At 69.5% G+C, this 14,928-nt stretch carries 16 protein-coding genes; 5 read left to right on the top strand and 11 right to left on the bottom strand.

All coding sequences use genetic code 11. The features are described 5' to 3' along the window. Position 1: 1 nt before the first annotated feature. The gene (locus AC3EO4_RS17775) at positions 2-292 is read right to left on the bottom strand and encodes an ATP/GTP-binding protein (RefSeq protein ID WP_379576791.1); all 291 of its coding nucleotides are present in this window, start codon (positions 290-292) and stop codon (positions 2-4) included. Then, complete coding sequence (locus AC3EO4_RS17770) at positions 289-1,701, bottom strand: 3-hydroxyacyl-CoA dehydrogenase (RefSeq protein ID WP_431896617.1); 1,413 nt, start codon at positions 1,699-1,701, stop codon at positions 289-291. The genes AC3EO4_RS17775 and AC3EO4_RS17770 overlap by 4 nt, the downstream gene beginning before the upstream one ends. A 36-nt stretch (positions 1,702-1,737) precedes the next feature. Here AC3EO4_RS17770 and nucS point away from each other — a divergent pair, with 36 nt between their 5' ends. From nucS to AC3EO4_RS17755, 3 genes are all read left to right on the top strand, one after another. Then, positions 1,738-2,400 carry an endonuclease NucS gene (gene nucS / locus AC3EO4_RS17765; RefSeq protein ID WP_379576787.1) on the top strand — a complete coding sequence of 221 codons (663 nt, stop codon included), beginning with the start codon at positions 1,738-1,740 and terminating at the stop codon, positions 2,398-2,400. A 265-nt stretch (positions 2,401-2,665) separates the two neighbouring features. After that, on the top strand, positions 2,666-4,138 hold the full coding sequence (locus AC3EO4_RS17760; protein WP_431896615.1) for an aldehyde dehydrogenase family protein: 1,473 nt from the start codon (positions 2,666-2,668) through the stop codon (positions 4,136-4,138). A 104-nt stretch (positions 4,139-4,242) separates the two neighbouring features. Next, positions 4,243-4,830, top strand: coding sequence for a TetR/AcrR family transcriptional regulator (locus tag AC3EO4_RS17755; protein ID WP_379576783.1), 588 nt, complete (start codon positions 4,243-4,245; stop codon positions 4,828-4,830). A 152-nt stretch (positions 4,831-4,982) separates the two neighbouring features. Here the strand turns inward: AC3EO4_RS17755 and AC3EO4_RS17750 are convergent, their stop codons facing one another. The 5 genes from AC3EO4_RS17750 to AC3EO4_RS17730 form a co-directional block, all read right to left on the bottom strand. Then, positions 4,983-5,300, bottom strand: coding sequence for an STAS domain-containing protein (locus AC3EO4_RS17750; RefSeq protein WP_379576781.1), 318 nt, complete (start codon positions 5,298-5,300; stop codon positions 4,983-4,985). Between the two features lie 99 nt (positions 5,301-5,399). After that, entirely contained in the window at positions 5,400-5,993 is a 594-nt protein-coding gene (locus AC3EO4_RS17745) for a response regulator (RefSeq protein ID WP_379576779.1), read from the bottom strand. Beyond that, on the bottom strand, positions 5,990-7,069 hold the full coding sequence (locus AC3EO4_RS17740) for a sensor histidine kinase (protein ID WP_431896613.1): 1,080 nt from the start codon (positions 7,067-7,069) through the stop codon (positions 5,990-5,992). The genes AC3EO4_RS17745 and AC3EO4_RS17740 overlap by 4 nt, the downstream gene beginning before the upstream one ends. Positions 7,070-7,081: 12 nt before the next feature. Next, positions 7,082-7,798 (bottom strand): ABC transporter permease, encoded by a 717-nt coding sequence (locus tag AC3EO4_RS17735; protein WP_431896611.1) that lies wholly within the window; start codon positions 7,796-7,798, stop codon positions 7,082-7,084. After that, positions 7,795-8,730, bottom strand: a complete 936-nt coding sequence (locus tag AC3EO4_RS17730) for an ABC transporter ATP-binding protein (RefSeq protein WP_431896609.1) — start codon at positions 8,728-8,730, stop codon at positions 7,795-7,797. The genes AC3EO4_RS17735 and AC3EO4_RS17730 overlap by 4 nt, the downstream gene beginning before the upstream one ends. Positions 8,731-9,545: 815 nt before the next feature. On the opposite strand from AC3EO4_RS17730, the gene AC3EO4_RS17725 reads away from it, so the two are divergent. Both AC3EO4_RS17725 and AC3EO4_RS17720 read left to right on the top strand, forming a co-directional pair. Continuing rightward, positions 9,546-10,136, top strand: coding sequence for a cob(I)yrinic acid a,c-diamide adenosyltransferase (locus AC3EO4_RS17725; RefSeq protein WP_431896608.1), 591 nt, complete (start codon positions 9,546-9,548; stop codon positions 10,134-10,136). Positions 10,137-10,146: 10 nt separating this feature from the next. Continuing rightward, positions 10,147-11,580: a serine hydrolase domain-containing protein gene (locus AC3EO4_RS17720; RefSeq protein ID WP_431896606.1), complete on the top strand. Its 1,434-nt coding sequence runs from the start codon at positions 10,147-10,149 to the stop codon at positions 11,578-11,580. A 123-nt stretch (positions 11,581-11,703) separates the two neighbouring features. On the opposite strand, the gene AC3EO4_RS17715 is transcribed toward AC3EO4_RS17720, so the two are convergent. The 4 genes from AC3EO4_RS17715 to AC3EO4_RS17700 all read right to left on the bottom strand — a co-directional run bounded on the left by AC3EO4_RS17715 (position 11,704) and on the right by AC3EO4_RS17700 (position 14,927). After that, the gene (locus AC3EO4_RS17715) at positions 11,704-12,093 is read right to left on the bottom strand and encodes a DUF2550 domain-containing protein (RefSeq protein WP_379576769.1); all 390 of its coding nucleotides are present in this window, start codon (positions 12,091-12,093) and stop codon (positions 11,704-11,706) included. Between the two features lie 25 nt (positions 12,094-12,118). Beyond that, positions 12,119-12,523: a F0F1 ATP synthase subunit epsilon gene (locus AC3EO4_RS17710; protein WP_379576768.1), complete on the bottom strand. Its 405-nt coding sequence runs from the start codon at positions 12,521-12,523 to the stop codon at positions 12,119-12,121. A gap of 66 nt (positions 12,524-12,589) precedes the next feature. Continuing rightward, positions 12,590-14,023, bottom strand: coding sequence for a F0F1 ATP synthase subunit beta (gene atpD / locus AC3EO4_RS17705; protein WP_379576766.1), 1,434 nt, complete (start codon positions 14,021-14,023; stop codon positions 12,590-12,592). 1 nt (position 14,024) lies between these two features. Then, entirely contained in the window at positions 14,025-14,927 is a 903-nt protein-coding gene (locus tag AC3EO4_RS17700; protein WP_379576765.1) for a F0F1 ATP synthase subunit gamma, read from the bottom strand. Position 14,928: the final 1 nt, after the last annotated feature.

Raw genomic sequence — 14,928 nt, 5'->3', positions numbered from 1 at the left:
CTCAGTACCTGCTGCGGCCGGGACCTCGGTCCAGCCGCTTGCGCCAGCAGTTGGTGTGCCAGTGACGGCGTTCCTCGTCGCCGCCCGTCCAGTTGGGCCAGCTCACGATATGCGGAACGCCCGACCGGATCTCCTGGTCGCAACCAGGACAGCGGTAGTTCTTGGCCGAGGAGGATCCGTTGAGCGTGCGGACCTTCCACTCCCCGTCGGGCCACTCCTCCACCCGGTCGCTCGAGCTGGGAAAGCCGATGGGGCGGGTGGACTCCCTCCGGCGGGCACGGCGAGGGCTCATGGACGGGGGAACCGGTTCAGCCCCGCGGTGACGAGCTTGTCGAGCAGGGGGGCGGGGGCGGAGGACGGCGAGCGCCACTCGGCGTGAAGGTCGCGCAGACCGTCGCGCACCTTCGCCAGGCCGATGGACTCGAGCAGTTCGAACGGCCCCACGACGTACCCGCAGCCGAGTCGCATGGCCGCGTCGATGTCCTCGATGGAGGCGTAGCCGGACTCGTACATGCGGACGGCGTCGTTCAGGTGGCAGTACAGGAGCGCGTCGACGACCAGACCGGCCCTGTCTTTGCAGGGCACGGGCGTGTATCCGGCGATCTTCAGCAGGTCGCGGGCACCGAGCACGGCCTCCTGCTCGGTCAGCACGGAGGTGGCCAGCTCGGCGACCTGCCCTTTCAGCTGGACCCGGACGGTCCTGCCCGAGACGGGGGTGGAGCCACCCACCTGGAGCACCACGTCGGCGTCCTCGGTGTCCTTGAATCCCGCGGCCTCCAGCCGGTCGGCCAGCTCCCGCGAGCCGACGACATGGACGGTCCGCGCAGGCGCCTTCTCCTGCTGGCCGTCGCCGGGGTCTCCGTAGAAGCCCCTGCCGGATTTACGCCCGAGCAGGCCTGCCGCGACGTAGGAGCGCAGCAGCGGAGAGGGCACGTGCCTGTCGGAGCGCGACTCGTCGAAGAGGACGTTCATGATCTCGTAGGCGGTGTCGAGGCCGATCAGGTCCAGCAGGTGGAAGGGGCCCATCGGCAGCCCGACGCCGAGCTTCATGGCGTTGTCGATGTCGTCGCGGCCGGCCACGCCGTGGTCCAGCAGGGTGACGGCGTGGTTGAGGTAGGGCAGGAGCAGCCTGTTGACCACGAACCCCGCCCTGTCGTCCACCTCGACGGGTGTCTTGCCCAGCCGTACGGCCAGGTCGGCGACCTCGGCGCGGACGCCGGGGTCGGTGACCACGGTGCCGACCACCTCGACCAGGCCCATGACCGGCGCCGGGTTGAAGAAGTGCATGCCGACCACCCGATCAGGGCGACCCGTGGCGGCGGCCAGCGCGGTGACCGCCAGGGAGGAGGTGTTGGTGGCCAGGATGGTGGAGGGCTTGCAGAGGCGGTCGAGCTCGGCGAACAGCTCGGCCTTGACGTCCATGCGCTCGGGGATCGCCTCGATGACCAGGTCGGCGTCGCGCAGATCGGCGCGCGAGGTGGTGAGCGTGACCCTGGCGAGGATCTCCTCGCGCTCGGCCGGCGTCAGCTTGCCCTTGTCGAGCGCCCGTCCGGTGGACCTCTCCAGGTGTGCGCGGCCCCTGGCCAGCGCCTGCTCGTCCGCCTCGACGCCGGCGACCTGGATGCCCGCGCGGGCGAAGACCTCCGCTATGCCGGCCCCCATCGTGCCGAGGCCGACCACTCCCACCATTTCGAACGCCATGCGTCCAGTTTTCCAGAGCCGGTAGGGTTGGCCGTCATGCGGCTGGTCATCGCGCGATGCAGCGTGGATTACATGGGGCGGCTCACGGCACACCTGCCGATGGCGCCGCGGCTGGTGCTCATCAAGGCGGACGGAAGCGTGAGCATCCACGCCGACGACCGCGCATTCAAGCCGCTCAACTGGATGAACCCACCGTGCAAGCTCAAGGAGGACGGCGAGACCTGGACCGTCACCCACGGCAAGACCGGTGAGAAGCTCGTGCTGACGATGGAGGAGATCCTCCACGACTCCTCCCACGAGCTGGGCGTCGACCCCGGCCTGATCAAGGACGGTGTCGAGGCGCACCTGCAGGAGCTGCTGGCCGAGCACATCGGCACGCTGGGCGAGGGCTACACGCTGATCCGCAGGGAGTACATGACGGCGATCGGCCCGGTCGACATCCTCTGCCGCGACGCGGCGGGCATGACGGTCGCGGTGGAGATCAAGCGGCGCGGCGAGATCGACGGCGTGGAGCAGCTGACCCGCTACCTGGAGCTGCTCAACCGCGACCCCCTGATCGCGCCGGTGCGCGGCGTCTTCGCCGCGCAGGAGATCAAACCGCAGGCACGGGTGCTCGCGACCGACCGGGGCATCGACTGCGTCACGCTGGACTACGCGGCCCTGCGCGGCATCGAGCCGGAGAACCCGACCCTCTTCTGATCCTCCTGCGATACGGCAGGGCGGGCTCGCGGCCACCGTGGTCACCGGTGGCCGCCCGTCCATCACGCACGCTCCAGCGGGACTCCGGCGCGCCGCCGTCACGTCGCCCGCTGAACCCGTCCACCCTCACGCGCCTCCCGGGGCCCGTCACACGCCTGTCGGGGAGCACGCCGGCGCGCCGCCGGCTCCCTCATCCGGCGAACGTTCGGCTCATCAGCCCGGTCGAACCGTTGTAAGTAAGGATTTACCGGCCTATCGTGACGCCATGACGACCGTGACCTTCGACTCGCTCAACCCCGCGACCGGACAGGTCGTCGGCAGCCACGCCAAACAGGACGCGCAGGCCGTGCGCGAGGCCGTCACGCTGGCCGAGGAGGCCGCGCGGTGGTGGGACGAGCTGGGCACCGCCGAGCGCAGGCGCAGGCTCCTCGACTACAAGGCGGTCATCACCGGGCAGCTCAGACCGCTGGCCGAGCTGGTCCACCAGGAGACGGGCAAGCCCGTGGACGACGCCGTCCTGGAGATCGTGCTGACGATCACCCATCTCGACTGGGCGGCGCGCAACGCCGGCAAGGTGCTGGGCAGGCGCAGGGTCGCCACCGGCCTGGTCGGCCTCAACCTGCAGGCCACGCTGGAGTACCTCCCGCTCGACGTCGTCGGTGTGATCGGCCCGTGGAACTATCCGGTGTTCACCCCCATGGGCTCGATCTCCTACGCCCTGGCCGCGGGAAACGCCGTGGTGTTCAAGCCGAGCGAGCTCACCCCGGGGGTCGGCGTGCGGCTGGCCGAGCTGTTCCGCGAGGCCGTGCCCGAGCGGCCGGTGTTCCAGACCGTCACCGGGCTCGGGGAGACCGGCGCGGCGCTGGCGGGCGACCCCAGAGTCAAGAAGATCGCCTTCACCGGCTCGACGGCCACGGCCAAGCGCGTGATGGCCGCCTGCGCGGAGAACCTCACCCCGATCGTGGCCGAGTGCGGCGGGAAGGACGCCTTCATCGTCGACGCCGACGCCGACGTGCCGGCCGCCGCCGACGCATGCCTGTGGGGCGCGCTGTCGAACGCCGGGCAGACCTGCGTGGGAGTGGAGCGGGTGTACGTGGTGGACCAGGTCTACGAGCCGTTCATGCGCGAACTGAAGGCGCGGGCGGAGCAGGTCAGGGCGGGCGAGCACTACGGGCCGATCACCATGCCCGCGCAGCTCGACGTGATCAGACGCCACATCGACGAGGCGGTCACCTCAGGAAAGGCGGTCACGGGCGGCCCCGAGTCGGTGCGCGCGCCGTACGTGGACCCGGTCATCGTCGAGGACGTGCCGGAGGACTCGGCGGCGGTGCGGGAGGAGACGTTCGGCCCCACCATCACCGTGCGCAGGACGAGGGACGCCCACGAGGCGCTGGAACTGGCCAACGCCTCCGCCTACGGCCTGGGCGGCACCGTCTTCTCCCGCGACACCCGCCGGGCGGCGCGCCTGGCCCGGCTGATGCGCAGCGGGGCGACCGCCGTCAACTCGGTGATCTCCTTCGCCGGAGTGCCGTCGCTGCCCTTCGGCGGGGTCGGCGACTCGGGGTTCGGCAGGATCCACGGCGCCGACGGGCTCAGGGAGTTCACCAGGCCAAAGGCCGTCGCCCGCCAGCGGTTCGCCATGCCTGGAATGAATCTGACGTCCTTCAGCCGCGGCGCCGACGATCTTGAGCGACTGATCAGGATGGTGACCATTTTGCATGGACGACGTAAGCGCTAATGTAAACGCCCTTTCCCAATTGCGATCATCCATCCATAATTGTGTGCTCTGGGGGCTCACGATCATGCAGGAATGGGTGAAAAGTGAACCGGTCTTACCGGGGAATGTCGGCCGAGCAAAGGCTGGCTGACAGGCGCGAGCGGCTGATGACGGCCGCGTACACGCTCTATGCGAAACCGGGGTTCGCGGCTACCACGATCGAAAGATTGTGCACGGAGGCCCGCATCTCCAACCGCGCCTTCTACGAGTGTTTCGGCGGCAGGGAGGAACTCCTCCAGGCCCTCCACGAACGCTGTGTCGACGAGGCCCTGGCCGCGGTCTCGAAGGCGCTGCAGGACGCTCCGGCACAACTCGACGCGCGCATCAACGCCGGGATATCCACCTATATCGGTTTCGCCACATCTGACTGGCGTCGAGCCCGAATCATGCATGTGGAGGTCCGGCGCTCGGGAGACGTTCTCAGCTCGTCGCGCCAACGAGCGATTGAGTCCTTCGCCCGGATCGTCGAGGACGTGACGGAACCGTATCCGGACGCCGCTCCGGTCGACCGGCATCTGCTCACGCTCGGCCTGATTGGAGCGCTGCAGGAGCTGCTCATCGAATGGGTGCTGGCCGAAGAACCGCCGCCGACCGATGAACTCGTGCGCACAGCTGTCCATATCTTCCATCGGTCGTTTTCCGGTCTTTCCTGACCGGACATTGGCGATCAATGAGGATCATGTGATCACCCAGCGTGATTTCTCACTAATCGCCGGACATGAGGGAGGGCAGAGTGCGGCTGATCGCGCTCTGCCCCCGATATGGTGTGGCGTCCGGCGTACTCCCGACCCCGCCGGATGTCATCTCAGGCCACCGCGGCAGCGGGCGCCTCCACGCGGAGCACTCGATTCAGCCGAGTGACCGCGAGCACCCGCATGATCCTCGGTGGCACGCCCCGGAGAACGAGGTGGCGATCCGCGCTCAGCGCGCGGCGATGCGTGCCGACGAGCACACCGAGACCGGTGGCGTCGATCATCTCCAACCGCGAGAGATCGACGATCAGGTCGCCGTCACCGGAGTCGACCGCCCTGTGCAGGCGCGGCCGGACTCGCGCGACGGTCCCGACGTCGAGCCGCTGCCCGACGTACACCACCTGAGCCCCAGGCTTACCCTTGACCCGCATGCCACCTCCTCAGGTCACGCTGCCATCTAATCACGCAACGTAGTCATACTCTCTCTCGGGGTGATAATTGACACACCAACCATCAGTACGGTTACCCGGTCAGAGCCAACCCATGTCCCGCGCCATCCGAATTGCGGTGATTCGATTGCTTGCGCCGAGTTTGGTGATCGCGCTCGACAGGTAGTTGCGGACCGTGCCCTCGCTCAGGTGCATCGCCTTGGCGATCTCGCTGACCGGCGATCCCGCCGCGGCCAGTTCCAGCGCCCCTCGCTCGCGATCGGTCAGCGGGCTCTCCCCCGCCATCATCGCCGAGGCCGCCATCTCGGGGTCGAGATAGCGCCCGCCGTCCCTGACCTTCCTGATCGCCGCCGCGAGCTCGCTGGCCGAGGCGTCCTTCGGGATGAACCCCCGCACTCCCGCCGCCAGCGCCCTGCGCAGGTAGCCGGGGCGGCCGAAGCTCGTGAGGATCACGATGGCCTGACCCGGCAGCGCCTCCGCGACGCTCAGGCCGTCCATGCCCGGCATCTCGATGTCGAGCACGACCACGTCAGGGCGGTGCTCGCGGACCGCCGCCACCACCTGGTCGCCCCTGCCCACCTGGGTGACCACCTCGATGTCGGGCTCGAGTCCGAGCAGCGTCGCCAGCGCCTGGCGGATGAGGTGCTCGTCGTCGGCCAGCAGCACCTTGATCATGTGGGAATCCTCGCCCTCACCACGAACTGTCCATCGCTCTGCCCCGCCGTCAGCACGCCGCCGAGCGCGGTCACCCGCTCGCTCATCCCCGCGAGGCCGGTGCCTGCCGTACCTCGGGGTCGTTTGGGGTGGTCGTTGCTCACGGTCAGCTCCACCGCGTCGGCGCCGGTGACCACCTTGATGCGGCAGTGGGTGGCGGCGCTGTGACGCAGCACGTTCGTGCTGCTCTCGCGCACCAGCCAGGCCAGCAGCGTGCTCACCTCTTCGCTCAGGCCGCCGTCCGGCAGCTCCAGCGCGCAGCTGATGCCCGCCGCCTCCATGACCGCTCGGACGCTGTGCAACTCGGCATGGAGGTCGACCGTGCGATAGCCGCGGACCACCGCGCGGATCTCCTTCAGCGACTCCCTCGCCAGCCGTCTGACCTCCATCATCTCCTTGGCCGCCTCCCCCGAGGCCAGGCGGGCGGCCAGTTCGCTCTTGACCGCGATGGCCGACAGGCTGTGCCCGACGATGTCGTGCATGTCACGCGAGAATCGCAGCCGCTCCTCCGTGACAGCGAGCTTGGCCTTGGCGTCCCTGCCGTCGTGCGCGGCCTTCACCACTGTCCAGAACCAGAACTGGAAGCGGCTCAGGAACCCGACCAGCCCGATCATCAGCGCGTAGAAGAACGTCCCTCCTGGCATGATCGCGGCGGACACCGCGACCGCGCCCACGCCGATCAGGACGGCCCGCCTCCTGGGCACGTGCAGCACGGCCAGCGCCACCCAGGTGACCGGCGCCATCGCGGCGGCGACGAACTGCTCGCGCAGCAGCACGAAGAAGACCACCCCCAGCACCCCGGTGACGATCACCTCGCGGCGCGCGTACGCCCCCTGGACCATGGCCCTGGCCCCGCGCACGTAGAAGAAGCTGAAGACGACCAGCACGATCACGGCCGCCACCGCCCTCCACACGGCGGGCTGGGTGGGATCGGTGGCCGCGCCCAGCATGCCGAGCCACGGCAGCGCGACGCCTCCGGCGACGGTCCACATGGTGGCCCGCCGGAGGCGCTCGTAGTCGGTGCTGATATCGGTCATCTCGCAGCAAACCTAGCCGTGCCTGGGATCCCATCGAAACAGCCACTTCACCAGCAGGACCGCGATGCCCAGCCAGACGAGCAGCACCCCGATCCACGGCAGCGCGTCCGCCCACGGCCCGCCGGCGTAGCCCATGCGCATCATCTCGGTGATGGGCGTCGTGGGCACCAGCCTCGCGACGAAGGGCAGATCCGCCAGCGGTACGACGAGCGGCGCGCCGATCAGCGCGACCAGCAGTACCGGCAGCACCGCGACCTGGGCGAGCTCCGCGTTCGGCGTGATCCCCGAGAACGCCGCGGCCAGCAGCGCGAACACCCCCACGCCCAGGACCCCTGCCACCAGCATCATCGGCACGTTGGCCGGCAGGCCGCCGCCGGCGCGGTCGATCCACACGGCCAGCAGCGCCACCTGCCCCGCGTACACCGCGAACGCCGACAGCGCCGCCCCGCCGAAGATGGCCGCCGACGAGCCCTGCCCGCCGCGCAGCCGCTTCAGCACCAGCTCCTCGCGGCGCGCGGTGAAGGTGTTGACGAGGTTGACGAAGACCGCGAACACCACCATCAGTCCCGGCAGCCCCGTCAGCACGAACGTCTGGTCACCCATCTGCGAGAACATCAACCCGAACAGGAACGGCAGCAGCACCACGTTGACCATCGCGGTCGTGTTGCGGCCCAGCAGCTTCAGATCCATCCTGGCCAGCCGTACGGCGTGCAGCGCGTCGGTCCTCATCGGTTGTCCTCCACCACTCGCAGGAACGCGTCCTCGAGGGTGCCCCTGCGCACCTCGAGCCGCTCGAGAGTCAGGCCCTGCCCGTCGGCCCACGCCAGCAGCGTCCGCACGGCCGGGTGCGCCTCACCCGCCAGGGTGTAGACGACCTGCCGGTTGGCGATCACGGGGGCCGCGCCGTGCAGGAACGGCGGCTCGGCCGGCCTCGGCAACCTGAAGGTGATCTGGTCGCCCGTGGTGCTCACGACCTCGTCGACCGTGCCGTAGGTGCGGATCACGCCCTCGTGCATGATGGCCAGCCGGTCGGCCAGCCGCTCCGCCTCCTCGAGGTAGTGCGTGGTCAGCAGCACCGTCGTCCCCTTCTCCTTGAGCCCCCTGATGACCTCCCAGGTGGCCTGCCTGGCCTCGGGGTCCATGCCGGTGCTCGGCTCGTCGAGGAAGAGCACCTCGGGACGGGACAGCACCGCCAGCGCCAGGTCCAGCCTGCGCTTCTGCCCTCCGGACAGCTGACGGACCCTGGTCCTCGCCTTGTTCGCCAGATCGACGACCTCCAGGACGTCTCCCTCGGCGGGCGGGCGGCCCGCGTCGGCGCTCATCCCCTTCCAGACGGCGACCGTCTCGGCGACGGTCAGGTCGCCGAGGAATCCGGCCTCCTGCAGCATGATCCCGACGCGCGGGCGCAGCGCCCTGCGCTGGCGGACCGGGTCCAGCCCCAGGACCCGCACCGTGCCCTCGCTCGCCCTGGCGTAGCCCTCCAGGACCTCCATCGTGGTCGTCTTGCCCGCGCCGTTGGTGCCGAGCAGCGCGAACAGCTCACCGGGGCGGACCTCGAACGAAATGCCGCGCACCGCCTCGAAGCTCCCGTACCGCTGCCGCAGGCCCGCGACCTCGATGGCCGGCCCGCTCGCCGTCGCGGGATCCGTGGTGTCCCGCATCTCTGTCGTCCTCACCCTCCAAGCCTGTCTTTTCCGGATTCGCCCAGGTAGTCGCCGATATCACCGGTCGCTTATGAAGATCGCGCCGCCCGTGCATGACATCTGTCACCTCCCCGCGACCCTGCCCGCCCCGTTTCACCGGCTGACACCCATCGGGAAGCGAGGAACACCACTTCACCACCACGGCGAGTCCCGACATCCCGGACAACCCCCGCCCCACCGGCACACCCGTACCGCGGGGGTCACCGGCCGACATCCGGTAGAGCGGGGTCGATCCGACCGCCCAGCCCCGTCCGCGGATCCACCACGCCTCGGACCGGTCGACATACCGAGAGCGGGATCGATCCGACCCCGAGACGCGCACGGACCCCATCACCACGCCTCGGGCCGGTCGACATACCGCGAGCGGGGTCGATTCGACCGAGAGACGCGCTACACGGACCTCACCCCCTCGGGTCACCGGACGACATCCCACCGGGGGCCGGGGTCGCTCCAGACGCGAGAATCCGCTTGCGGCCCTGCCGACACGACCACATCCCGGGTCGCCCGCGCCGCCACCCGGCAGCCGCTGGCCTCGCGCGGAGCCGCCCCGCCGAGCAGTACCGGAGCGACCCTTACCGGGACTCTCCGGGCGGAATCCACCCTCCTGCTATCCACCGGTCCGCGAGTCGGGGAGACGCTCTGGAACTCCTCCTCCGCAGGCTGCTCGCGGAGGAGGATGAGATCCCCCCGACGTGCGTGGCTCCGGCGGATGGGCCGGAGCCTGGGATCCCAAGTGAGCTCGGCGCCAAGGGGACGTCTGCAATGCTGGGGGGATGACGCGCGCAGACAAGGACAAGCCGGTCGTCCTCTCCAAGATCTACACCCGCACCGGCGACGACGGCACCACCGCGCTCAGCGACCTGAGCCGCACGTCGAAGACCGACCCCAGACTCGCCGCCTACGCCGACGCCGAGGAGGCCAACGCCGCCATCGGCCTGGCCCTGTCCTACGGCACGCTGGCCCCCGAGATCACCGACGTCCTGCGCAGGGTCCAGAACGAGCTGTTCGACCTGGGCGCCGACCTGGCCACCCCGCTCGTCGACAGCCCCGAGTTCCCTCCGCTGCGGGTAGAGCCGTTCTACATCGCGTGGCTCGAATCACAGTGCGACCACTTCAACGCCGATCTCCAGCCGCTGCGCAGCTTCATCCTGCCCGGCGGCGACCCCGCCACGTCGCAGCTGCACGTGGCCAGGGTGACGGTCCGCCGCGCCGAGCGCTCGGCGTGGGCCGCGCTGGAGGCCCACCAGGACGTCAGCCCCCTGCCGGCCAAGTACCTCAACCGCCTGTCCGACCTGCTGTTCATCCTGTGCAGGACAGCTCACAACGGCGACGAGATCCTGTGGAAGCCGGGAGGCACCCGATAGTCGTCGCGACATGAAGAATGGACTCGCCCTCGTCTTCGCCGTTCTGGCGGTCGCTCTGGCCATCATCTCGCCCTGGCCCCCTGGGCTCGGCGAGACGACCACGGGCGACACCCGGCTCGCGGCGGCGCTCAGGGACACCGCTCCCTCCACCGGCCTGCGCGACGCCTCCGTCGCGCTGATCGAGAACGGCACGGTCAGGTTAGCGGGCGTCGGCGACCGGCCGATCACCCCAGAGACCCCTTTCGAGATCGGCTCGATCACCAAGACGCTGACCGCCATGATGATCGCCGATCTCGCCGAGGACGGCGTGCTCAGGCTGAGCGACCCCGTGGAAGCCTTGCTCCCCGAGCTGAAGGGGACCCCCGCGGGGAGGGCGACCCTCGAGGAACTGGTCAGCCACCGCGCCGGGCTGCCGAACACGCCCGCGGGCGGTCCGCAGGGCGTGATCCGCGTGGTCCTGTCGAACTTCTCCGGCGCCAACCCCTACCCGCTGTCCGCCGAGAGCGTCCTGCGCGAGGCGGCCACGGCCGAGGTCGAGGGACGTGGCGCGGTCGCCTACTCCAACCTGGGCGTGGCCCTGGCCGGCCACGCCGCCGCGCGCAGGGCCGGTAAGCCGTACACCGACCTGCTCAAGGAGCGGGTTCTCGCCCCTCTGGGCATGACCGGGACCGTGGTCGCGGGCCTCGGCGAGGAGCCTCCGCCTGGAGGCGCGCTCCCCCACAGGGCCAACGGCCACCCGGTCACCCCGTGGACGAGCCCGGGCTACTCCCCTGCGGGCTTCGGCGTGTGGTCCACGGCGAGCGACCTGGCCAGGCTGCTCAACGGGGTGATCGCGGGCACCGCGCCCGGCGCCGGCGGGGCGAAGCCGAGGTTCGACGCGGGATCGGGTGAGCGGATCGGCCTGGCCTGGTTCACCACGCCGAAGGGCGGCCGCCAGATCACCTGGCACAACGGCGGCACCGGCGGCTCGCGGTCCTTCGCCGGCTTCGACGCCGCGACAGGCCAGGGGATCATCGTCCTGTCGAACACCGCCCAGGACGTCGACGCGGTCGCGCTGCGCCTGCTCGGCGTCGACGAGGAGGACCCGTCCCTCTCGTTGCCGTTGCTCGGCCTCGGCATCCTGTGGCCGCTCATCGTGGTCTACGCCTCGGTCTCCTCGATCAGGCGCATCGACGACCTGAACAGGCTCCAGGCGGTCAACGACGCGGCGTGGAGCGCGGTGCTCCTCTACCTGGCGTGGGTCACCGGGCCGTGGGAGCGGCTGACCGTGCTGCCGTGGCTGGCGGCGGCCAGCCTCTTCGCCGCGTCGGTGGTGATCGTGCTCGGCAGGTGGCGTCAGCTGCCCGCCATGAGCGAGCGCGCCCCTGGATCGCAGCGCTGGTCGGCGGGGCTGTCGCTGGCCTTCTCCGCGCTCGCCGCGGCGGCGGTCACGATCCCGATGTGACGGCGACCGGCCGGGTGATGGGCGAGCGGTCACCGCGTGACCGCGGTGGCCTCGGTACAAAGGGCCTCGTTACGACGGCCGTCAGTGCGACGGCCTCCGTACGGCCTGCCGTACGGGGGTGGGTCAGGCCACGTCCAGGTACGCGCTGGGCGGCGCCGACTCCAGCCACGCCAGGAAACCCGTCAGCGCGTCCTCCGACATCGCCAGCGAGACCGCGCCGCAGTCGACCGCCCACAGGCCGCCGCCGATCTGCCGTCTGGCGGAAACAGTCAGGCCGCGCCTCGCGATAGCGTGGCGCGGCCTGAACAGCACACCGATGAACGGGATCCAGTGGAGCTCCCCGTCGGCATAGCGGGCTACACCGCTCCGCCAGCCACGGGGGCCCGTGGAGGGCCCTACTTTGAGTCGACACGGCACGCTCCCTCGGGAACGTGCCAGAGCGAAAGCACGGATCACCATGAGGGCCGCGAGCAGGAGGGCAGCGAGCAACGCGTCAGTGAGAATCGTCAGCATCGCCGCCCCCGTGTGTTGTGAAAGATCAGACGTCCTCGCCGGCCGCGCGCAGCCTGGCCCTTGCTCGCTTGGCCGCGACCGCCGCGTCCGCGTCCTCCTGGTCGGCCTCGATCGAGGCCTGAGCCCGGTCGAGCGCGTCGCGAGCAGCCGCGACGTCCACCTCGGAGCCCAGCTCGGCCGCCTCGGCCAGCACGGACACCTCGTTGTCGGCCACGGAGATGAACCCGCCGTGCACCGCGGCGATGAGGTCGTCCTCGCCGCCGCCGCGCTTCACACGCAGGACCCCGCCCTCGACGAGCACGCCGAGCACCGGTGCGTGTTGAGGCATAATACCGATCTCGCCGTCCACGGTCTTGGCAATCACCATGTCGGCCTCGCCCGACCAGATCTCACGCTCCGGTGAGACGACCCCTACGCGTAGCTTCGCCACTTGTGTAGGTTCCTTTCCGATCAGATGCCAGGTGCGGCTCTTGGCCGCACCTGGCACCGAAGGCGATTACTTGGAGAGTTCCTTGGCCTTGGCGATGGCCTGCTCGATGCCACCGACCATGAAGAAGGCCTGCTCGGGCAGGTGGTCGTACTCGCCCTCGCACAGACCCTTGAACGAGGCGATCGTCTCGTCCAGCGGCACGAACTCACCCGGCTGGCCGGTGAACGCCTCGGCGGCGTACATCGGGTGCGACAGGAAGCGCTCGATCCGGCGGGCCCGGTTGACGGTGACCTTGTCCTCTTCGGACAGCTCGTCGATACCGAGGATCGCGATGATGTCCTGGAGCTCGCGGTACTTCTGCAGGATTCGCTTGGTCTCCTGGGCCACCCGGTAGTGCTCCTCGCCGACGATCATCGGGTCGAGGATGCGGGAGGAGGAGTCCAGCGGGTCCACCGCGGGGTAGATGCCCTTCTCCGAGATCGGCCGCGACAGAACGGTCTGCGCGTCGAGGTGCGCGAACGCGTTGTGCGGGGCCGGGTCAGTGATGTCGTCCGCGGGCACGTAGATCGCCTGCATCGAGGTGATCGAGTGACCACGCGTCGAGGTGATGCGCTCCTGGAGCACGCCCATCTCGTCGGCCAGCGTGGGCTGGTAACCCACGGCGGACGGCATGCGGCCGAGCAGGGTGGAGACCTCGGAACCGGCCTGGGTGAAGCGGAAGATGTTGTCGATGAACAGAAGCACGTCCTGCTTCTGCACGTCGCGGAAGTACTCCGCCATGGTCAGCGCGGACAGCGCGACGCGCAGACGCGTGCCCGGCGGCTCGTCCATCTGGCCGAAGACGAGAGCGGTGTCCTTGAGGACGCCGGCCTCGTCCATCTCCAGCCAGAGGTCGTTGCCCTCACGGGTACGCTCGCCGACGCCGGCGAAGCACGAGGTTCCGGAGAACTTCAGCGCGACTCGGCGGATCATCTCCTGGATCAGAACGGTCTTGCCGACACCGGCGCCACCGAACAGACCGATCTTTCCGCCCTTCACGTACGGCGTCAGCAGGTCGATGACCTTGATGCCGGTGGGCAGCATCTCGGTGCGCGACTCGAGCTGGTCGAACGCGGGGGACGGACGGTGGATGCCCCACTTCTCGGTGACCTTGAGCGTGGAGGTCGGCACGTCGAGCGACTCGCCGAGCGCGTTCCACACGTGGCCCTTGACGACGTCGCCGACCGGCACCGAGATCGGCGCGCCGGAGTCGGTGACCGCCGCGCCGCGGACCAGGCCGTCGGTGGGCTGCATCGAGATGGCGCGGACCAGGTTGTCACCCAGGTGCTGGGCGACTTCCAGGGTCAGCTTCTTGGTCTCCTCGCCGAGGGTCACCTCGACGTTGAGGGCGTTGTAGATGTCGGGCATCGCCTCGACGGGGAACTCCACGTCGACGACGGGACCCGTGACGCGAGCCACGCGGCCCGTGCCGGTCGTGGTCTCAATAGTCTCTGCAGTCATTTCACTCTTTCCCCGCTGCGGCGTCAGCCAGCGCGTTGGCGCCACCGACGATCTCGCTGATTTCCTGGGTGATCTCGGCCTGGCGAGCCTGGTTCATCTGCATGGTGAACACGCGGATGAGCTCGTTGGCGTTGTCCGTGGCCGACTTCATGGCGCGCCGACGTGAGGCTTCCTCGGCCGCCGCCGACTGGAGCAGCGCGGTGAAGATGCGCGACTCGACGTAGCGCGGCAGCAACGACTCCAGAACATCACCGGCCGTCGGCTCGAACTCGAAGTACGGCGGGATCGTGTCGGACGCGGTCGCCTCGGTCTCCTCGACCTCCAGCGGCAGAACCCGCTTGACCACGACCTCCTGCGTCAGCATCGAGACGAACTGGGTGGAGACGATGTGGATCTCGTCGATCCCGTGCTCCTCCTTGAACGACTCGATGAGCGTGTTCGCGATCTCCTTGGCGTGGGTGTAGGAGGGCTTCCTGGAGAAGCCGGTCCACTGACCGCCCATCTCCCTGCTGCGGAAGCTGTGCCACACCACACCCTTGCGGCCCGTGACGAACGGCACCACGGTGAGGCCGCGACCCTCCAGGAGACCCCGGAGCGCCTCAGCCTCACGCAGGATGTTCGCGTTGAAGCCGCCGCAGAAGCCGCTGTCGCTGGTGACGATGAGGACGCCCGCCTTGGCGGGGTTCTCCTTCGCCACGGTCAGCGGGTGGTCGACGCTGGCCGCGTTGCTGACGACGCCCGTCACGGCGCGAGTGATCTCACGCTCGTACGGCAGCGCCGCCTGCATCCGCTGCTGCGCCTTCACGATCCGCGAAGAGGCGATGAGCTCCTGGGCGCGCGTGATCTTGGCGGTCGACTTGACCGACTTGATCCGCCGCCGCAGCAGCCTTAGCTGGGCACCCATC

It is taken from the genome of Nonomuraea sp. bgisy101 (assembly GCF_057708945.1).
Note: the sequence above shows the minus strand (reverse complement) of the source record. Positions and strands in the feature narration are given on the sequence as shown.